This window comes from Streptomyces sp. NPDC051452, assembly GCF_044454765.1.
Classification (GTDB): Bacteria; Actinomycetota; Actinomycetes; order Streptomycetales; family Streptomycetaceae; genus Streptomyces.
Window position 1 is genome coordinate 87,948 of record NZ_JBITEB010000002.1, and the last position, 21,253, is coordinate 109,200.

The window sequence follows — 21,253 nt, forward strand, 5'->3', positions numbered from 1 at the left end:
CGATTTCTTGGGATCCGAAACAGTCGGCCATCAGTCATCCGACGACCACATATTCATCCCACCCTTCCCATTCGGCCAATGATACTCGAATGTGGCACCCGTATCTTCGGCGGAAGCCCTCATCTGGCCCTGACAGTTTCCACAGGGCGGCTTGGTGCCAGTGATTTTCACCCATCCGCCGTCAGGGACAGGACTAGCCGCGAAGAAGGGGTCATCCACAATGACGTGGTCGCCGATCATTGGGGCACCGCCAGCTGCTCTGGCCGCCCGGTTCTCCGTGTGGACCGCCTGACGTGCCCTTCCGACGCCGATGCTTGCTTCCTCGGGAGTCGTAGCTCCACTGCGCAGGGAATACGAGTCGATCATGTTTCCGTCTGCGTCATGAACTGTCACGTTTGCGAAATGGGTGTTCTTGGTGACGGGGCCGCAGACCTCCGGGAGGTTCGCGTTGTGGACCAGCAGCAGCACCCCGTCCGCCGCCACGTAGTACGTGTGGAGGGAGCCGATGGTGAGGTCGTACGTCGTGGTGTTCGCGTGGTAGAGGCGGACGCCGGTGACCTCGGCCGTGCCGGTCGGCGTCTGGAGGACGTCGCCATGCCTCAGGTCCTTCGCTTCTACGAAGGCCGACTGGGTCTCGTCGTAGAAGGGGTGGTGGAAGGTCGTCGTCAGATGAGCTTCCCGCGCGCTGGCCTTCGTGGCCTGCGCCGACGACACCTGACTGACCGCCGCCACCGGCTTCTGCGCGTCACCATGGCCGTGACCGGCCGCCAGGGCGCCCAGTACCGCCGCCGAGGCCGCCAGGCCGAACGCCGCCTTCCGAGCCACCTTCTTGGCTACAGACCTGGTTGCGGCCTTCACCGACTTCTTGCCCGTGCTCTTGACCGTCAGGTCCACGAAGTCGTGGTCCGTGCGCGTCACGATCACGTCGGTGACCTTGTTGGCCTCGGTGCCGGTCGCGCCGGGCACCGAGTTGCCGATCGTGTCCCCGACCTTGATCTGGTCGATGGCCTTCGTCGTGCCGTCGGCCATCAGGACGGGGGTCGCCCCGGTGAAGCTGTGCGGCCCGCCGATCCGGCAACTCGGTCCGGATTCCTCGGCGGCACCGCCGGGCTCGTCCGAGTGCGACTGGGTCCGTGTCTTGGCCCCCTGCGACTCCGCCACCGACGCCGCTTCCTCCGTGGCGTCCGCCGCCCCGGACTCGCCTGCCTCCGTGGCTGCCTTGCCGAACAGGCCGCCGACGACCTTCATCGCCTTCGGGGCCGCCTTGGCCAGGAGGGAGCCGCCGACCTTGCCCAGGAGGCCGCCGGCCGCGCCGGCGACCGCGCCCTCGACCGCCGAGCCCGCGAACGCGCCCGCGCTGCAGTCGTCGCCGCCGTTCTCCGCGCACGCGAAGCCCTGCTCGACCAGGGAGCCCGCCGCGCCCGCGGCCGCCGCGCAGCCGATGGAGCCGACGCCGGCCGTGACGGCCTCACAGCCCGCGAACACGGCCGTGGAGACCACGAACGAGGTGATCGCGGCGGCGTGGTGCTTGACGAACTTCGCGGTCGCCTTCGCCGCCTTGACCGTGGCGTGGTAGGCGGTCCTCGCCGCGTGCGCCACCGCGTGAGCGGCCTTCTTCACCGCGTGGGCGACCTTCTTGGCGGCCTTCTTCACCGCGTGCACCACACGGTGCACGGCGCGCGAGATCTTGTGGTAAGCGGAGTGGACCGCGTGGACCACCCGGTGATACGCGTGTCTGACCTTCCTGACCGCGTAGTGGTAGACGCGCCGGACGACCCGCACGGTGGCGTGGTAGACGTCCCGCACCCGGTGCACGATCCGGTGAGCCGCGTGCTTGACCGCGTGGACGATCTTGCGGGCCGCGTGCTTGACCGCGTGGTAGATCTTGTGGACCGCCCGCTTGATGGCCTTCTTGGCGTGGTGCACGACCTTCTTCGCGCCGCAGACCACGTCGTACCAGGAGCAGTTGCCCGACTCGTCGGTGCCCGCCATCGGGTTGTCGTCGACGTAGGCGAAGGGGTTCGCCGCCACCGAGTTGGGGACCGCGTCCAGCGAGATGCTGTCCTTGTTCAGGAACTGCCCGGTGCCGGGGTCGTACCAGCGTGACGCCGTTCCCACGTCGCCCGTGCCGGGCTCCGTCCAGCCGGACTGGAAGCCGAGCCGGCCCTGGATCGTGTTGGTCGGTGAGACCACCTTGCCCAGCGGGTCGTAGGACGCGGAGCCCGCCAGCGAGGTCGCCCCCGCGGCGAAGGTGCCCACCACGTCGCTGTGCTGGTCGGTCAGGGCCAGCACCCCGGTGCCGCCCGACGGCTTGATGCCGACGACGCCGCCCGCCGGATCGTAGGTGTAGGTGTTGTCGCCGTCCGAGGCGATCGTGTTGTCCGCGCCGGAGTAGGCGAACGTCCGCGTCGAGCCGGGCGTCGAGGTGTCGCGGTCGGTGATGTTGCGGCCGGTGGCGTCGAGCGTGTACGCCTGGGTGCCGGCGACGATCTGGCCGCCGAAGGCGTCCGTCTTGTACGCCACCGTGCCGCCGGTCGTCGACGACTCCTGCGTCATGCTGCCGCGCGCCGAGTAGTCGTAGGTGTGCACACCGTCGGACGTCAGCTCGTCGCGGGCGTCGTAGGTGTAGACGTCCGAGCCGTTGCGGATCCGGTTGCCCGAGGCGTCGTACTCGTACGACGTCGCCTTCGTGCCGTTGTCCCAGGACGTGAGGCGGTTGGCCCAGTCGTAGCCGTAGGTGTTGGTCGAGGCGCCCGAGACACCCGCCGTCTTCTTGTAGGTGAGGTTGCCGTTCTTGTCGTAGTCGTAGTTGAAGCTCGCCAGGGTCGTGCCGCCCTGTGCCAGGACGTCGCTGGTCAGCTCGTGCGCGCTGTTGTAGCCGAAGGTGCGGGTCTGGCCGGTCGAGCCGTACTTGACCGTCTTCAGTTCGTTCAGCGATCCGTACGAGTACGTCAGCTGGGCGCCCGTGGCCGCGTCGTTCAGGGTCGACAGACGGCCGGCCGTGTCGTAGCCGTAGGTCGACGTGCCCGCAGCGTCCGTCCGCGAGGTCATCGCGCCGTCGTCGTTGTAGGCGAAGCTCGAGGAGCCCGCCGAGCCCGACGCCGTCAGCAGGTCGCTGCGGTCGTCGTAGGTGAACGCGTCGTGGGTGGCGTCCTGGTGGTCGATCGCCCCGGTGATGCCCGCCGCGTCGGTGTCCGCCGACTTCACCCGGCCGGCCGGGTCGTAGTCGAAGCTCCGCGTGGCCGTGGCCGCGTCGGCGCCGGTGCCGGACATCGTCTTCAGCTGGCCGTTGACGTCGTACGTCATCACGGTCGTGACACCGCCCGGCAGCGTCACGTTCGTCAGCCGGCCGTCCGCGTCGTAGGCGTAGGTGGTGGTCGAGTCGGCCGCCGAGGTGTACTTCGCGGTGGTCGGCTCGATCACCTTCTCCTGCTGGCCCCACGGCGTGTACCCGTAGCGCCAGGAGTTGCCGCGGCCGTCGGTGAAGCGGGTCCGGTTGCCGGCCGCGTCGTAACCGAAGGTCGTGGTGATCGACGTTGCGGCGTCGACCGGCTGGATCTCCTGGGTGATGGTGCCGGCCGCGTCGTAGGTGAAGTGGCTGGTGTGGCCGTTGGCGTCCGTGGCGGCGGTCATGTTGCCGACGCCGTCGTAGGCCTGGGAGGTCTCCCAGAGCTTGGTGCCGCTCGGGTCGTAGGACCGGGTGGCGGTCGGGTCGCCGTCGGCGTTGTACTCGGACGTGGTGTAACTGCCGTCCGCCAGCGTCGTCTTCGCGGAGTTGCCCGCGAAGTCGTACTCGAAGCGGGTGGTGTTGCCCGCGCCGTCGGTGACGGCGGTGGTCTCACCGGCCCGGTTGTAGGCGTACGTCGTCGTCACACCGCCCGGGGAGGTGCTGGAGGCGGCGTGGGCGCCGTAGGGGTTGCCCGGGGTGACCGCGTAGGAGGTGGTGGACGTCAGCGTCCGCGTGGACGGGTAGCGCTCCAGCGTCGTCTGTGTCAGCTGGCGGCCCAGGAAGTCGTACGTGGCCTGGGTCTGCGCGCCGGTCGGGTCCGTCGCCGACAGCTGCTCGCCGTTCGGGTCGTAGACCGCGTGCGTCTTGGTGCCGTCCGGCGCGGTGGTCTGGGCGAGGTTGCCCAGCTGGTCGTACAGGTACGACGTGGTCTTCCCGCCGGGCGTGGTGACGGAGGTCTGGTTGCCCTCGCTGTCGTAGGTGTAGACGGTCGTGCCCGCGTTGGGCGAGGAGCCGCCCGCCGGGGTGTAGGGCGGCAGGGTCTCGGAGACCTTGTTGCCCTCCGCGTCGTACGCCGTGCTGGTCACCAGGCCGTTCGGGTCCTGCTCCTCGACGGCCTCGCCGAAGGTGTTGAAGCCGCTGGTGGTGACCGGGCGGACGGTGGCCGCGGTGGTGCCGTCCGGCTCCGCCTGGACGGCGGGCGCGGTGGTGACCGCGAGGTTGCCCGCCTCGTCGTAGGAGTAGTCGGTGGTGTGCTGCTCGGCGTCCGTCATGGACGTCGGCAGGCCCCGCTTGTCGTAGGCGTACTTGGTGGTCTGCGCGTCGGAGGAACCGACCGTGCCGCCGCCGCGGCCCTTGCCGTACAGCGAGGACACCTCGGAGGCCGACAGCGCCCGCTGGTACACCTGGACGCCCGAGACCGCGCCGGGCAGCAGGTCGCTGCTGGCGCCGGCGTACTTGTCCTGCCCGATGGTGAGCGGGCCGGTGGCGTTCCACGGGGTGGTGTTGGTGCCCGAGCCGGACAGCGCGCCGTTGACGTACAGCTTGATCGCGCCGGAGGCGGAGTCGTACACACCCACCAGGTGCGCCCAGGCTCCGGTGGTCGGCACGGCCGTGGAGTAGGCGGCCGGGAAGGTGGGGCTCGCGGCGTCCTTGCTGGTGTCCAGCATGCTCCACATCGGCGCGCCGGTGTGCGCGTAGTTGTACTGGAGCATGAACGCGCTGTTGGTGGTGCCGGTCTGCGCGACGACCGCCGCGTTGTGGGTCGGCAGCGAGCTCATCTTCACCCACGCCGACACGGAGTACGACGTGGAGGTGTCCAGGACCGGGCCGTTGGTGCTGATGCCCTGGGTCGAGGACGTGCCCGCGAGGTTCGCGGCGTCGTCGCTCCAGGTGACGCCGGAGGCGGTGGCGGAGTTCCCGGTGCCGGAGGCGTCGGTGACATGGGTGCCGGAGGACTGGTCGAGCTTCCACCAGCCCGCGGGGTGACCTGAGGCGTCCCCGTACAGCGTCTCGCTGAGCAGGTTGCCCATGTCGTCGTAGGTGCTGGTGGTGGTGCGGTCGTAGCCGGAGGCGTCGTGGTCGTTCTCGGTGGCGACCTCGTCGTCCGGGGTGTACGACAGGGTGGTCACCCGGTCCACGCCGGTCGGGTCCAGCTCGGTGGACGTGGTCCGCGAGGCGGCGTCCACGGTGTACTTGGTGACCGTCTCGCCGTTGTCCGTCGTGGACTGCAGCATGTTGCCGGCCGCGTCATAGGCGTCCGACTCCAGCACGTAGGTGCTCTTGCCGTCGGGGCTGGTCCGCTTCACCGTCGAGGTCAGACCGTCGTCGGTGTAGGTGTACGTGGTGGTGTCGCCCATCGCGTCGGTGATCGACGCGAGCCGTCCGGCCGGGTCGTAGGCGCGGGAGGACTCGGTGAGCAGGGCCGGCGCCGTGGGAGCGGTCGGGTCACCGGTGTACATCACGCCCTGCGTGAGCAGGTTGCCGTTGTCGTCGTAGGTGTACCGCGTCTCGTTCCCGGCGCTGGTGACCTCCTTGGTCTTGTTGCCGGAGGTGTCGTAGGAGTACGTGGTGGTGTTGCCGTAGGAGGCGTTGGCGGAGACGTTGGCGTCGGACTCGGTCAGTACGTGGTCGTAGCCGTCGTAGGTCCACGTCTGCGCGCGGGAACGGTCGCCGCCGCTCGCGTCGGAGACGGTCTGCGAGGTGGTGTTGCCGTCCTCGTCGAAGACCGTGCTGGTGACGGCGGCGTGCGTGGCGCCGGTGACGCGGTCGGTGAGCTGCGGGTCGTGCTCCTCGATCACCTGGCCGGCCGCGTCGTACTTGTACGACGTCACCAGGCCGTCGGGGTAGGTGTCGGAGACGACCTTCTGGGTGGTGACCTGGCCGAGGCCGTCGTAGGTGTAGCGGGTGACCAGGCCGACGGCGTCGGTGGTGGAGGCCACGTCGCCGTTCTTGAAGTACGACACCTGGTTGACGGCGCCGCCCGGGCTGACCGTCTTCACCGGCAGGCCCTTGGGCACCACACCGCCGTCGGCGGAGGGGTAGGCGCTGGTGCCGTCGCTGTAGACGGTCGTGGTGGTGCGGCCGCCGGGGAAGCCGGGCACCGCGGGGCCGGTGATGGCGGTCTGGTTGCCGTCCGCGTCGTAGGTGTAGGACGTCAGGTAGGTGGTGTCCGTGGCGGACGAGGACCGGCCGTCGCGCTCGGTGACCAGCTGGTCGTTGCGCGGGTCGGTGGTGGTCAGCTGCGCCGTGGTGTCGTCCGGGTAGTACGTGTAGTACTCGGTGTTGCACTTGTTCGCGGCCTGGTCCTGGCAGGACGTGGAGGAGACCACGTTGCCGCGGACGTCGTGGCCGGTGACGGTCATCGCCCCGTTGGGGTCGGTGACCGTGTGCTCGAAGCCGGAGGTGTCGTAGCCGAAGCTCGTCTTGTCGCCCAGGCCGTCGGTCTCGGTCAGCGCGCGGTTGCCGTTGGTGACGTCGTAGGTGTACGTCAGCGTGGAGTTGGTCGGCGAGGTGACCTTGACGGTCTTGACCGGCAGCAGGCCGGTGGAGTTCTTCGCCGCCTGGAACTGCTCGGCGACGTCCTCCGCGGAAAGCTCCGAGCGGTAGAGGGCGACCTCGGCGATGGAGCCCTTGAAGTAGGTGGCGTAGCCGGTGTTGTCCGAGGTGTTGTGGTGCGCCTCGTCCGGCCAGTTGCCGCCGAGGTAGCCGGCGCCGACGTAGGTGTTCGGCTGGCCGGACATGGCCGCGGCGCCGCTCTGGCTGCCCACGAGGGCTCCGTCGAGGTACAGCGACTGGCTGCTCGCGGAGGTGGAGATCACCGCGTGGTGCCACTTGCCGTCGGTGACGGTGGCGGTGGAGGCGAGCGGCTTGGTGGAGCCGCCGGAGAAGTAGAACTCTCCGTTCAGTTTGCCGCTGCTGCCGACGTACAGGATCGGCGTGTACGCGGTCGCCGTGGTGCCGCCGCTGGTCAGCGGGTCCTTGGACGCGGCGAGCAGGACGCCGTTCGCCGTGGAGGTCTTGAACCACAGGCCGGCCGACTCGGCGCCCGAGCCGGGCACCGAACCGCTCGGCAGGGTCACCGCGGACGCGGTGCCGTCGAAGGCGGCCGCCTTGTGGTCGCTGAACGGGCCGGAGCCGCCGAGGGTGACCGCGTTGTAGGTGCCGTCGCCGCCGCGCACCTCGTCCACCGCGGCGGACGCGCCGGCGGCCTCACCGAGGCGGAAGTACTGGCGGGGCGCCCCGCCCAGCACCGCGCCCCGGTAGGTGTCGCTGGAGCCGGTGACGGTGGGGGTGCCGAGCTTCCACACGCCGCCGTTCTCGTCGGTGAGCTGGTTCAGCGTGGTGGAGTCCGGGTCGTACGACATGGCCGCGAAGGTCTTGCCGGACGGCCGGGTGACGGTGTCGAGCAGGCTGGTGCCGTGTGTGCCGTAGGTGTAGAGGGCGTTCACGTCGGCGGTGACGAGCGGGCGGCCGTACCAGGCGACGTCGGCGATGGAGCCGTTGAAGTAGGTGGCGTAGCCGTCCGGCTCGGTGGTCGAGTGGTGCGGGTTGTCGGGCCAGTTGCCGCCGAGGAAGCCGGTGCCGAGGTAGTTGAACGACTGGTTCTTGCCGAAGGCGACCGCGCTCTTGATGGAGACGGTGCCGCTGCGCGAGCCGACCTTGGCGTTGTCCAGGTACAGCGTCTGGGAGTTGCCGGCGGCGGACAGCACCACGTGGTGCCACTTGCCGTCGGCGACGGACGCGGTGGACACGATCGGGTTGATGCCGCCGCTGTACCAGAACTCGGCGTTCAGCTTGCCGTCGGTGCCGACGTACACCGACGGGGTGTAGAAGCCGGCGGCCTGCCCGGAGCCGATGGGCTGGGAGGCGTAGGAGTAGAGGACGCCGGGCCCCTGTGAGGTCTTGAACCACAGGGATATCGCGCCGGAGTCGGTGTCGTTGCCGAGGTTCTTGGGCAGCGAGACGTCGGAGCTGGTGCCGTTGAACGTGGCGGCCTTGGCGGTGGAGCCGGTCAGCGGGCCGGTGCTCTGGCCGAGGGTGACGTTCTCGTAGGTGGCGTCGGTGGTGCCCTCGTTGTCGAGGACGGCGTCCTTGGCGCTGGTGCCGGAGGTCTCCGACAGCGGCCAGAAGGTGTGCGGGTCCAGGTCCAGGGCGGCGTTGCGGTAGCCGGAGCCGGAGTCGTAGCCGTAGGTGGTGCACTTGGTGGACGACAGCGGCGAGCACACCTGGGTGAGCTGGTCCCCGGTGTAGCCGTACGTCCAGGTCTGGGCGGTGGTCGTGTCACCCGGGGTGACCGGGTCGGTGACCACGCTCGACACGTGCGCGGCCTGGGCGCCGGAGGGGGTCTGCCAGGTCAGGGACAGGGAGCGGCCGGAGACGGCGGAGGCCATCTTGGTGATGTGGCCGCCGGTCCAGGTGAGGTTGACAGACCGGCCGTTGGCGTCGGTCACGGAGGTCAGGCCGTAGCCGCCGGAGCCCAGGGACTGGGTGAAGGTGTAGAGGGTGTCGTCCTTGTCGGTCAGCGTGTAGCCGCCGGTGACCGACTTGAAGGTGGCGAACCGTCCGTTGCCGGGCGTGAAGGTGCCGTCGCCGTTCTTGCCGTAGCCGACCTGCGAGCCGTCCGGGTAGGAGACGACGACGCTGGAGACCGCGCCGGAGGCGGTGTACTGCTCGGTGGCCCGGGAGTCGAAGATGCTGGACCAGCCGGCGCCGAACGCGCCGGTCCAGCGCGGGTCACGGGAGTTGTAGTCGCGCTCGACGTCCAGGGACGGACCGACGGTGGAGATCGAGGCGTCGGTGTCGGAGGTCGTGTAGTTGCCGATGGAGCCGTCGAAGCCGTGGTCGCTGCTGTTCTGCGACAGCCCGGAGGTGATCACGGGCTGGGGGACCTGCACGGACAGCGCGTACAGGTCGGCCGGGGAGTACAGCTTGGTGGTGGCGTCGTACGCCTGGACGGCCCAGGTGTAGGACTTGCCCCAGGCGAGGGTGCCGGCGGGCACGGTCCAGTCGCCGGTGGCGATCAGGCCGGAGTCGGCGAGCTTGGTGGCGCCGGTGGCGTCGAAGACCTGGAACTTGTACTGGTTGTTCTCGCCGCCGCTGGAGTTGGCGCCGCCGGCCCACGCGGTCAGCTCGGGCTGGGTGGTGCCCACGACGGCGTTGTCCTGCGGGAACTGCTCGTACAGCTGCGGCGCGGTGTTGCCGGTGTAGGTGACCGACAGCACCGGGCCCTTGCCCGGGTCGTTGAAGGAGCCGAACTGCTTCCAGTGCAGGGTGTCGGTGGTCGCGGCGTACACCGCCAGGCCGTAGTCCTTGCTGGTACCGCTGAACCAGCCCTGGATGGCGGAGGTGGACAGCGGGACGCTCACGGAGTCGCCCACGGTGCGGTCGGCGGCGGTGTTGGCGCACGCGTTGGGCACGCTGGGCGTGGCGTTGCCGATGGAGGAGCCCTTGGCGGGGCCCGGGTAGGCGGTGACGGACTCGGGGGTCCAGGCGCCGGTGACCAGGGCGACGTCGAACCGCTCGGCGGTGCAGGTGGAGGCCCAGGTGTCGAAGAGCTTCAGGGAGGCGGAGGTGACGGTGGCGCCGCTGCCGTCCCAGGCGGTGTCCCAGTGGTTGACGAAGCCGATCGCCGAGTGGGTGCCGGAGTCGTAGGAGCCGATCTTGAGGGTCTGCTCGTAGGAGTGGTCACCGGCCGCGCCGGACTCGGCGTAGGTGGTGGTCCAGCCGTCGCTGACGGTGGGGTCGACGGTGACCGGGAAGACGCGGCGCGGGTCGTGCAGCCAGCGGCTGTCCAGGGTCACCTTCAGGGCGTAGCCGTCCTTGGAGTGGACCAGCTCGGTGGTGACGTCGTGGGTGGTGGTGGGGTCGCCGGAGCGGCGGTTCACCTTCGCGTCGTACGCGTACGCCGGGGGTATGCGCTCCCGGGTCTTGCCGGTGGCGTCACGCAGGTCGGTCCAGCCGTTCCTGCCGTGCTGGACGGGGGTGAGGCCCTTGAGGGTGAGCGGGAAGGTCCAGGAGTTGCCGGCGTCCGCGGAGCGCAGGACGACCGACTCCTTCACACCGGTGGCGGTGGGGGACACCGACAGGTCGGTGGCGTCCAGGACGTCGCCGTAGGTGACGGTGGAGCCGTGCGCGGAGCCCTTGACGGGGGCGGCGTCCTTGAGCGCGTAGGCGACGCGGTGCCCGGAGTCGGTCGCGAGGGAGGCGAGGGCCGGGTCGGTGGCCTTGGCGGCGAAGTCCACGGCGACCGAGTTGGCCTTCTCGTGCCAGCGGCCGTCCGGTCCGGCGCGGACGTCGACGTCGATCGGCGCCCAGCGGCCCTTGTCCGCCTGGTAGTTGACGGGCGTGGGGGACATCTGGCGGGTGGTGGACCCGTCGGCGTTGCGGTAGACCGTCGCCGTCCGCGTGGACTTGGCGGCGTCCCGCTTGCTGGTCCTGGCGTTGAAGACGCCACCGTGCCCGCTGCGGCCGCTCTTCACGGCCGGCTTGTGCGGGTGGTAGGCGGACAGCTCGCCGCGGCCCTTGCCGGGGGCGTGCCCCGCGCCGCGGTGCGCGGCGGTGGCGTCGGCGGAGACGTGGTGCCGCTTGCCGGCGGCCGTGCCGGACGACTGGTGCGGCAGCTTGCCCCAGTGCGGGTCCGTGAACCAGGACGCGATCGAGGACAGGCTCATGCTCGGCAGCTCGACGCGACCCAGTTCCAGACCCTCGGCGAGGGCCTGATCCGTCGTCAGCGCCAGTGCCAGTGCGGTGAGCACCAGGATGGCGACCGAGCGCCGCGCACGGCGGGCACGGCGTAGGGGGCGCGCTGTCCGCGCGGGGCGCGGGCGGCGGCTGAGCGGCCACAGAGGCACGGCTTCGACTCCAGCGATCAGGAACGATACAAAACGCGCTGATCTTGCCTGCTGTGAACATCTTGTAGACAGGTTCAAGAGGTGATCTTGTGCTTACCTTGACCGCCTCTTGCTGAACCTGACCGGTTTGCTAGCCACCGTCCGTTTGCAACTTGTAAACGCCTTTACCGGGCCGTCATGGTCTCCGTATCGTTTCTTCACCTGATGGTTACTCACATGGAGGCCCTGCTAACGCTGCCGGCGCACCTCAGCCGGCGCACTGCCTCAGCATCGCCTCCTTGTCGGACGACGTGACCGGCAGGTCGTACTTCAGGGAGACCTGGGCGACGCGGACCGAGTAGGAGCACCGGATCCGCTGGTTCGGCGGAAGCCAACTCGCCGGGCCTGAGTCGCTCTTGGCGCCGTTGGTCGGGCCGTCCACGGGGATGAGGTTGAGCGGGTCGTTGGCGATGTCCTCCCGCTTGCCCTTCGGCCAGTGGGCGGCGCCCATCTGCCAGTCGTAGGACAGCGGCATCACATGGTCGATCTGCACCGTGGTGGCGTGTGACTTCGTCCAGGCGATCGTCTTGGCGGTGTACGGATCGTGCAGGGTCATCGAGACGACGACACAGTTGGACCCGCTGCGGAAGCGAACATCCTCGCCGTCACGTTTCAGCAGGTCGTTCCGCGAGTCGCAGCCGTTGTGGGCGAAGGGTACGTCACCCGGGGCGGAGTCCATCCAGGCATAGCCGAACTCGGCGCGGGCGTAACCCGTCTTGGGGCCGCGCCCCTTCGTGGCCACCTTCTTGATCAGGGCGCGGGCCCTGGAGCGGTCCCCGGCCGAGGTGATCGCCGCCAGCCCCGGCTTCGTCCCGTCCGGGTTGTCCAGCGGGCTCACGGCCCGGCCGTCGCCCGCGGGTGGCCCGGCCGGGCCGGCCGAGCCACCCGCGGCGGGTGTGGCCACGTCCTTGCAGCCGCCGAGCGCGAGCCCCGACGTCAGCAGCACGGCGGACGCCACCAGAACGCGCCTGCCTCCGCCGCGCCCCGTATCCCTCAGACGCGTCACGATGCGCCCCCCTTGTTCGCCCTGGTCCGCCCCCGGATACGGGCGGATCCTCCCGGCCCCCACGGTATCCGCCACCGCGTCGACGGCAGACGGGCCCCGAAGGAGTGATACAGGGTTAAGAGGTGCCCCGTCGGGCTCACTTGACGCACCGGGATCGAGGACCGGGGAGCATGGGCGGCGGACGTGTGCGCCGGCTCACACCGACCACGCGTCCGCCACCTACGACTCGGAGCCGGAAGCCACGGCCCCGAAGCCGGGGACCAGGCCCCGGGGGCCGAGGGCTACGACCCCAGGACCGATGCCAGGAACTCGCCGACCCAGCCCAGCAGTTCCCGGCCGACCAGCGGCTTGCCGCCGACCTTCGCGGTCTTCGGGCGCGGGACGAGCACCTGGTGCGCGGTCGGCTTGATGACCGTGCCCGGATACAGCCGCTTGAGCCGCAGCTCCTGCGACTCGCGCAACTCCACCGGCGCGAAGCGGATGTTGGTGCCCTGCAGCACGACCTCGCCCACACCGCACGCCCGCGCGAGCATCCGGAGCCCGGCCACCAGCAGCAGGTTCTCCACCGGTTCGGGCAGCTTGCCGTAGCGGTCGGTCAGTTCCTCGCGGACGGCCTTGACGTCCTCCTCGGAGTTGGCGGAGGCGATGGCCCGGTAGGCCTGCAGGCGCAGCCGCTCGCCGGGCGCGTAGTCGTGCGGGACGTGCGCGTCGACCGGCAGCTCGATCTTGACCTCGAGCGGTGCCTCCTCCTCGATCCCGCCCGTCTCCAGCTGCCGCCGGTAGTCGGCGACGGCCTCGCCGACCATGCGGACGTACAGGTCGAAGCCGACGCCCGCGATATGGCCGGACTGCTCGCCGCCGAGCAGGTTTCCGGCGCCGCGGATCTCCAGGTCCTTCATCGCCACGTACATGCCCGCGCCCATCTCCGTGTGCTGGGCGATGGTCGCCAGCCGCTCGTGCGCGGTCTCGGTGAGCGGCTTCTCCGGGGGGTAGAGGAAGTAGGCGTAGCCCCGCTCCCGGCCCCGCCCCACCCGGCCGCGCAGCTGGTGCAACTGGGACAGGCCGAAGGTGTCGCCGCGCTCCACGATCAGTGTGTTGGCGTTGGAGATGTCGATACCGGACTCGACGATCGTCGTCGACACCAGGACGTCGAACCGCTTCTCCCAGAAGTCGACGACGACTTGTTCGAGGGCCGACTCCGACATCTGGCCGTGGGCGGTGGCGATGCGCGCCTCGGGGACGATCTCGCGCAGCCGGGCGGCCGCGCGGTCGATGGACTCGACCCGGTTGTGGATGTAGAAGACCTGGCCCTCGCGCAGCAGCTCGCGACGGATGGCGGCGCCGATCTGCCGCTCCTCGTACGGGCCGACGAAGGTCAGCACCGGGTGCCGCTCCTCGGGGGGCGTGGTGATGGTGGACATCTCGCGGATGCCGGTGACCGCCATCTCCAGGGTGCGCGGGATCGGGGTCGCGGACATGGTCAGCACGTCCACGTTGGCGCGCAGCTTCTTCAGCTGTTCCTTGTGCTCGACGCCGAAGCGCTGCTCCTCGTCGACGATGACCAGGCCCAGGTCCTTGAACTTGGTCTCCGAGGAGAACAGGCGGTGGGTGCCGATGACGACGTCCACCGCGCCCTCCCTCAGTCCCTCCAGGACGGCCTTGGCCTCGGTGTCGGTCTGGAAGCGGGAGAGCGCCTTCACGTTCACCGGGAACTGGCCGTAGCGCTCGGAGAACGTGCCGAAGTGCTGTTGCACCAGCAGGGTCGTCGGCACGAGGACGGCGACCTGCTTGCCGTCCTGTACGGCCTTGAAGGCGGCCCGTACGGCGATCTCGGTCTTGCCGTAGCCGACGTCGCCGCAGACCAGGCGGTCCATGGGGACCGTCTTCTCCATGTCCTCCTTGACCTCCGCGATGGTGGTGAGCTGGTCGGGGGTCTCCGCGTAGGGGAAGGCGTCCTCCAGCTCGCGCTGCCAGGGCGTGTCGGTGCCGAACGCGTGGCCGGGGGCGGCCATGCGGGCGCTGTACAGCTTGATCAGGTCGGCGGCGATCTCCTTGACGGCCTTCTTCGCGCGGGCCTTGGTCTTCGTCCAGTCCGCGCCGCCGAGCCGGTGCAGGGTGGGCGCCTCGCCGCCGACGTACTTGGTGATCTGCTCCAGCTGGTCGGTCGGGATGTAGAGGCGGTCGCCGGGCTGGCCGCGCTTGGCGGGCGCGTACTCCACCACGAGGTACTCGCGCGTGGCGCCCTGGACGGTGCGCTGCACCATCTCGATGTAGCGGCCGACGCCGTGCTGTTCGTGGACGATGTAGTCGCCCGGCTCCAGGGTGAGCGGGTCGATGGTCTTGCGGCGGCGGGCCGGCATACGGGCGCCGTCGCGGCCGGCGGTGCGCTGCCCCGACAGATCGGTCTCGGTGAGCACGACGAGCTTGAGCGCCGGGTCCACGAAGCCGAACTCGATCGATCCGCAGGAGACGTGCACCACGGCGGGGCTCAGCTCACCGAGGTCGGCGTCCAGCCGGGCCGCGATGCCCTCGCCGCCGAGCACCTCCACCGTGCGGGAGGCCGGGCCGTGGCCCTCGGTGACGAACACCGCGCGCCAGCTGTCGGCCAGCCAGCCCTTGGTGTCGGCGAGGGCGCGCGCGGTGTCGCCGCGGTAGGTCTCGGGGGCGTGCATGCCGAGCTTGAGGGTGTCCGCGTCGAGCTCTTCGTCGGCGGCGAACGGGGACACCGTCCACCACATCATGTCCAGCTCGCGCGCGTGGTCGCGGACGTCGGCGATGGACCACAGGGAGGCCGCGCCGACGTCGATCGGGGCTTCGCCGCCGCCGGCGGTGGCCGCCCAGGACGCCTGCAGGAACTCCTGGGAGGTGGCCACCAGGTCGGCGGCGCGGGTGCGGACCCGCTCGGGGTCGCAGACGACGGCCATGGCGCCCTTGGGCAGCACGTCGAGCAGCAGCTCCATGTCGTCGACCAGGACCGGGGCGAGGGACTCCATGCCCTCCACGGCGATACCCTCGGCGATCTTGCCGAGCAGTTCGCCCAGCTCGGGGTGGTCCTCGGCGAGGGCACGCGCGCGGGCGCGGACGTCGTCGGTGAGCAGCAGCTCGCGGCACGGGGGCGCCCACAGCCCGTGTTCGGCGACTTCGAGGGAGCGCTGGTCGGCGACCTTGAAGTAGCGGATCTCCTCGACGTCGTCGCCCCAGAACTCGATGCGCAGGGGGTGTTCCTCGGTGGGCGGGAACACGTCCAGGATGCCGCCGCGCACGGCGAACTCGCCGCGCTTCTCGACGAGCTCCACGCGCGCGTAGGCGGCGGCCGCGAGGGCCTCCACGACCTCGTTCAGGTCGGCGGTCTCGCCGGCTCTCAGCGCCACCGGCTCCAGGTCGCCCAGGCCCTTGACCTGAGGCTGGAGCACGGAGCGCACGGGGGCGACGACGACGGAGACGGGGCCGGTCTCGGGGTCGTCGGGGCGGGGGTGGGCGAGGCGCCGCAGGACGGCGAGGCGGCGGCCGACGGTGTCGCTTCGGGGGCTGAGCCGCTCGTGCGGGAGGGTCTCCCAGGAGGGGTACTCCACGACGCCGTCCGGCGGCAGCAGCGAGCGCAGCGCGGCCGCCAGGTCCTCGGCCTCACGGCCCGTCGCGGTCACCGCCAGCACCGGGCGGCCGGCCTCGCGGGCCAGGGCGGCGATGGCGAAGGGCCGGGCCGCGGGCGGGCCGACGAGATCGACATGCGAGCGGTTGCCGTCCGCGGCCGCCAGTATCGCTTCCGCGAGGGCGGGGTCCTTGACGACGGCGTCGAGCAGACCGTGCAGGCTCATGGGGCTTTTTTTCCGTCCAGGGGTGGGCAACGCAAGCAGCCCGGTGCGGGTGGCAGCCGGGGGTGTCCAGCGTACGACGCCACGGCCGGCGGCGCGGGTGCCTGTGGACAACCCCCGCCGCCGGCCGCCGGTGCCGCCGTGACCCGACCCCTCACCCGAGCCGCTAGTCCGTCGCGATGGCCTTCAGGATGTTCATCCGGGCCGCCCGGAACGCCGGGACCAGCGCGGCGAGCAGGCCCACGAAGGCCGAGCCGACGAAGACGGCGGCGATGGTCGGCCAGGGGATGTCCAGGACCTTCAGGCCCTCCAGCGCCAGGAGCTGCTGGGCGGTCACGCCCCAGCCCATGCCGAGGCCGAGGCCGAGCAGGGCACCGAAGACGGCGATCACCACGGACTCCAGCCGGATCATGCGGCGCAGCTGGCGGCGGGAGAGGCCGATGGCCCGCATGAGGCCGATCTCCCGGGTCCGCTCGACCACGGACAGCGCCAGGGTGTTCACCACACCGAGGACCGCGACGATGATCGCGAGGGCGAGCAGCCCGTAGATCATGTTCAGCAGCTGCCCGATCTGGTCCTTCAGCGCCTTCTTGTAGTCGGTCTGGTCGCGGACGGTCAGTTCCGGGAAGTCGTGCAGCGTGGACTTCAGCGCCCGGTAGGCGGCCGCCTGCCGACCGTCCTGGGCGGAGGCGAAGACCAGCAGGTCGAGCGGCATCCGCTGGGCGGGCACGTACCGGGAGGCGGTGGCGATGGAGGCGTACATCGCGCCCTTGTCGATGACGACGTCGTCGCTGGTGATCGCGCGGACCGTCAGCTTCGCCGTCCGGCCGTCCCGGAAGTCGACCGCGACGGTGGAGCCGAGCCCGATGCCGTGCTTCCTGGCGAAGCCCTCGAAGACGGACATCGAGTCGGGCCGGTAGGCGTCGGCGAGCCGGCCGGCGACCGTCTTGGTGCGCAGGTCCCGCGCGTACGTCGGGTCGGCCGCCTTGATCGTCTTCTTCCTGGTGACCTGGCCGTCCGGAGTGGTCAGGTCGGCGTCGAGGATCCTGTACTCCGTGACCCGGGCCATGCCGGGCGTGTCCTTGACGGCCCGCACCGCCTGCGGCGGGATGAGAACCTGCTCGTTGTCCCCCTGGATGATGAAGTCCGTGCCGACGGTCTTGTCCAGCTGGTCGGTGGCGGAGGCCACCATGGAGGAGCCGACCACCGACAGACAGGCCACCAGGGCCAGGCCGATCATCAGGGCCGCCCCGGTGGCGCCGGTGCGGCGCGGATTGCGCAGGGCGTTGCGCTCGGCCATCCGGCCGACGGGGCCGAAGACCCGCAGCAGCACCGCGCCGAGGACGCGGACCAGGCCGCCGGCGAGCAGCGGCCCGATGATCACGAAGCCGACCAGGGTGAGCACCACGCCCAGGCCCAGCCAGCCCGAGCCGGCCTGGGCCTTCTCGGCGCGGGCGGCGACGTACAGGCTCCAGCCGCCCGCGCCGGTGAGGACGAGACCGAGCACGGCCCGGATCGCCCCCGCCCTGACGTCGCCCGGGGTCCCCGCGTCGCGCAGGGCGGCCATCGGGGAGATCTTCCCGGCGCGCCGGGCGGGCAGACAGGCGGCGAAAACGGTGACGACCACGCCGAGGAGCAGGCCGAGCGCGGGGGTCGTCCAGGCGACGGTCAGATCGTCGGTGGACAGGTGCATGCCCATCCGGCCCATGAGCTTCATCAGGCCGATCGCGATGCCGACCCCAGCGCCGACGCCGAGCGCGGAGCCCAGCACACCGAGCAGCAGCGCCTCGACGAGCACGGACCGGTTGACCTGCTTGCGGGAGGAGCCGATGGCGCGCATCAGGCCGATCTCCCGGGTGCGCTGGGCAACCAGCATGGAGAAGGTGTTGATGATCAGGAAGATGCCGACGAGGAAGGCGATCCCGGCGAAGCCGAGCATCGCGTACTTCATGACGTTCAGGAAGCTCTGGACGTCCTTCTGGTTGGCGTCGGCCACCTCCTTGGCGGTCCGCACCTGGTAGCCGTGCCCGAGGACGGCGGTGACGTTCCGCTTCAGCCGTTCGTCGGTCACGCCCTTGCCTGCGGTGACGTCCACGCCGGTGTACACACCGGTCCGGCCGACGAGGATCCGCTGGGCGGTCTCGATGTCCAGGTAGAAGAGCGCCGCGCCGGGGTTGGTGACCTTGAAGGCGGCGATGCCGGACACGCGCGCGTGGTGCGTGCCCAAAACGGTGATCACGCCGATCTCGTCGCCGAGCCTGAGATGGTGCTGTTCGGCCGTGTCGGCGTCGACCATCACCTGGTCCGGGCCCCGGGGCGCCGTCCCGGAGCTGATCCGCATGGTCCGGGCGTCGTTGCCGGTCCAGCTGCCGACGATGGTCGGCGCCCCGCTGTCGGGCGAGAGCTTGTCCTTGTCGGCGTCGACGACGGTCGCCGAGGTGGAGACCACCGTGCCCTGCGCCGACCGCACACCCTCGGCCCCGCGGACCTTCCCGACCACGGCGGCCGGCAGGACCGGCGGTCTGCCGGTGGGGGAGGTGGTCTCGCCGGTGTCGGAGGAGCCCTTGGCGCCGACCGTCACGTCCGGGGCGGTCGCCTGGAACAGGTTGTCGAAGGTGGTGTTCATCGTGTCGGTGAACACCAGGGTGCCGCACACGAACGCCACCGACAGCAGTACCGCGACCGCCGAGAGCGCCATACGGCCCTTGTGCGCGAGGAAGTTGCGCATCGAGGTCTTCAGCACGGTCATGACGTACGCCCCCGGGCGTCGAAGTCCTTCATGCGGTCCAGGACCTGGTCGGCCGTCGGCTGGTGCATCTCGTCGACGATCCGGCCGTCGGCGAGGTACAGGACGCGGTCGGCGTAGGAGGCGGCGACGGGGTCGTGCGTGACCATCACGATGGTCTGGCCGAGTTCGTCCACCGAACGGCGCAGGAAGCCGAGGATCTCCGACCCGGCGCGCGAGTCGAGGTTTCCGGTCGGCTCGTCCCCGAAGATGATCTCCGGGCGGGCGGCGAGGGCGCGGGCCACGGCGACGCGCTGCTGCTGGCCGCCGGAGAGCTGGGTCGGCCGGTGCCCGAGGCGCCCGGCGAGCCCGACGGTCTCCACCACCCTCTCCAGCCAGGCCCGGTCCGGCTTGCGGCCGGCGATGTCCATGGGCAGCGTGATGTTCTCCATGGCGTTCAGCGTCGGCAGCAGGTTGAACGCCTGGAAGATGAACCCGATCCGGTCCCGGCGCAGCCGGGTGAGCTTCTTGTCCTTCAGACCGGTGATCTCGGTCTCGGCCAGGTGGATCCGGCCGCTGGTCACGGTGTCGAGCCCGGCCAGGCAGTGCATCAGGGTGGACTTGCCGGACCCGGACGGGCCCATGATCGCGGTGAACCGGCCGCGTGCGATGTCCACGTCGACGTGGTCCAGGGCGACGACCCGGGTCTCCCCGGACCCGTACGCCTTCACGACCTGCCGCGCCCTCGCGGCGACGGCCGTACGCTCTCCAGTCGCCCCGTGCCTGGGGATGGTCACAGCCGAAGTCACGGTAGGTCTCCTCTGTCGGTGGGCGGTTGCCGAGTCCCTGTTGGGCTACGTCCATGAGTCTCGCCGTCGGCGGTGGGGCGGCGCGCTGGTGCGGAGCCCCGTCTTTCCGGGGGGAAAACCCCACCCCCGCCGGTACGGCCGGGCCCCCTTGGGGGGAGCCCACGCCCTTCCCCGCCGGCGTGGTCGAGTCCGGTACGGCGTGGGAAGGTTCGTACGGAAGACGGGTGCAGGGGGCACGGGACGGATACCGGCAGTGGGCACGGGGAGGGGTTTTCCGGTGGGGAGTACGACACCCGCGATACGCGGCAAGGCGACACGACGGCAGGACGGCGCGCGACGTGGGGCGGTCGTCGCCGCGCTGATGCTGGCGATGGCGCTGGCGGCGCTCGACTCTGCCGTCGTCTCCACGGCCGTCCCGCAGATCGTCGGCGACCTCGGCGGATTCTCCGTCTTCTCCTGGCTGTTCTCCGGTTATCTGCTCGCCGTGACCGTCACGCTGCCGGTGTACGGCAAGCTGTCCGACACCTTCGGCCGCAAGCCGGTGCTGGTGGTCGGCGCGGTGGTGTTCCTGCTGGGCTCGCTGCTGTGCGCGACGGCCTGGAACATGGGGGCGCTGATCGCGTTCCGGATCGTGCAGGGCCTGGGCGGCGGGGCGTTGCAGGGCACCGTGCAGACGCTCGCCGCCGACCTGTACCCGCTCTCGGAGCGCCCGAGGATCCAGTCCAGGCTGTCCACGGTGTGGGCGGTGTCGGCGGTCGCCGGGCCGGGACTCGGCGGGGTCCTCGCCGCCTACGCCGACTGGCGCTGGATCTTCCTGGTCAACCTGCCGATCGGCGCCGCCGCGCTGTGGCTGATCGTGCGCCATCTGCACGAGCCCGCCCGAAAGAGGGCCGCCCGCGCGCGCGTCGACTGGGGCGGCGCCCTCGCGGTGTTCGCGTGCGGCGGGGTGCTGCTGACCGCGCTGGTGCAGGGCGGGGTCGCCTGGCCATGGCTGTCCGCGCCGTCGCTGACGCTGTTCGGCGCGGGCCTGGCGCTGGTCGCCGTGGTGGTGGCGGTGGAGCGGCGGGCCGCCGAGCCGATCATCCCGGGGTGGGTATGGCGGCGCCGTACCATCGCGGCCGTCAACCTGGCGCTCGGCGCGCTCGGACTGCTGATGGTGGCGCCGGCGGTGTTCCTGCCGACGTACGCGCAGTCGGTGCTGGGCCTGGCGCCCGTGGCCGCCGGGTTCGTGCTGTCGGTGTGGACGCTCAGCTGGCCGCTGTCGGCGGCGCTGAGCCAGCACGTCTACCGGCGCATCGGCTTCCGGGACACCGCGCTGCTCGGCATCGGCCTGGCCGCGCTGATCCTGTGCGCGTTCCCGTTCCTGCCGTACCCCGGATCGTGGTGGCAGCCGACACTGCTGATGCTGCTGCTGGGCGGGGCGCTGGGTCTGTTCCAACTGCCGCTGATCGTGGGCGTGCAGTCGACGGTGGGCTGGTCGGAGCGGGGCACCACGACCGCCTCCGTCCTGTTCTGCCGGCAGACCGGGCAGACCCTCGGCGCGTCCCTCTTCGGCGCCGTCGCCAACGGGGTGCTGGCCGCGCGCCTCGGCGGCACCGGCGACCTGGACTCCGTCACGCGCGCGCTGGACGCCGGTACGGCCCCCGACGCGACCCGGCGGGCCATCGCCGGGGCGGTGCACGCGGTGTACCTCGGCGCGGCCGGAGCCGCGGCACTGGCGTTCCTGGTCCTGCTGCTGGTGGCGCCCCGCTCGTTCCCGGTGCTCGACGAGTGAACGGTGGCG

General features: G+C 70.8%; 6 protein-coding genes. 1 reads left to right on the forward strand and 5 read right to left on the reverse strand.

The window, feature by feature from the left end; all coding sequences use genetic code 11:
• Positions 1-30: 30 nt before the first annotated feature.
• The 5 genes from ACIBA9_RS05705 to ACIBA9_RS05725 all read right to left on the reverse strand — a co-directional run bounded on the left by ACIBA9_RS05705 (position 31) and on the right by ACIBA9_RS05725 (position 19,470).
• Positions 31-11,079: a LamG-like jellyroll fold domain-containing protein gene (locus tag ACIBA9_RS05705; RefSeq protein WP_399360075.1), complete on the reverse strand. Its 11,049-nt coding sequence runs from the start codon at positions 11,077-11,079 to the stop codon at positions 31-33.
• Positions 11,080-11,326: 247 nt separating this feature from the next.
• A complete protein-coding gene (locus ACIBA9_RS05710) occupies positions 11,327-12,079 on the reverse strand; it encodes an HNH endonuclease family protein (protein WP_399361214.1) in 753 nt (250 codons plus the stop codon).
• A 326-nt stretch (positions 12,080-12,405) separates the two neighbouring features.
• Positions 12,406-15,939 carry a transcription-repair coupling factor gene (gene mfd / locus ACIBA9_RS05715; protein WP_399360076.1) on the reverse strand — a complete coding sequence of 1,178 codons (3,534 nt, stop codon included), beginning with the start codon at positions 15,937-15,939 and terminating at the stop codon, positions 12,406-12,408.
• A 163-nt stretch (positions 15,940-16,102) separates the two neighbouring features.
• Complete coding sequence (locus ACIBA9_RS05720) at positions 16,103-18,685, reverse strand: ABC transporter permease (RefSeq protein WP_399360077.1); 2,583 nt, start codon at positions 18,683-18,685, stop codon at positions 16,103-16,105.
• Positions 18,682-19,470 carry an ABC transporter ATP-binding protein gene (locus ACIBA9_RS05725; protein ID WP_399360078.1) on the reverse strand — a complete coding sequence of 263 codons (789 nt, stop codon included), beginning with the start codon at positions 19,468-19,470 and terminating at the stop codon, positions 18,682-18,684. Before ACIBA9_RS05725 ends, ACIBA9_RS05720 begins: the two co-directional genes overlap by 4 nt.
• Before the next feature lie 277 nt (positions 19,471-19,747).
• On the opposite strand from ACIBA9_RS05725, the gene ACIBA9_RS05730 reads away from it, so the two are divergent.
• Positions 19,748-21,244 carry an MFS transporter gene (locus tag ACIBA9_RS05730; RefSeq protein WP_399360079.1) on the forward strand — a complete coding sequence of 499 codons (1,497 nt, stop codon included), beginning with the start codon at positions 19,748-19,750 and terminating at the stop codon, positions 21,242-21,244.
• Positions 21,245-21,253 lie beyond the last annotated feature (9 nt).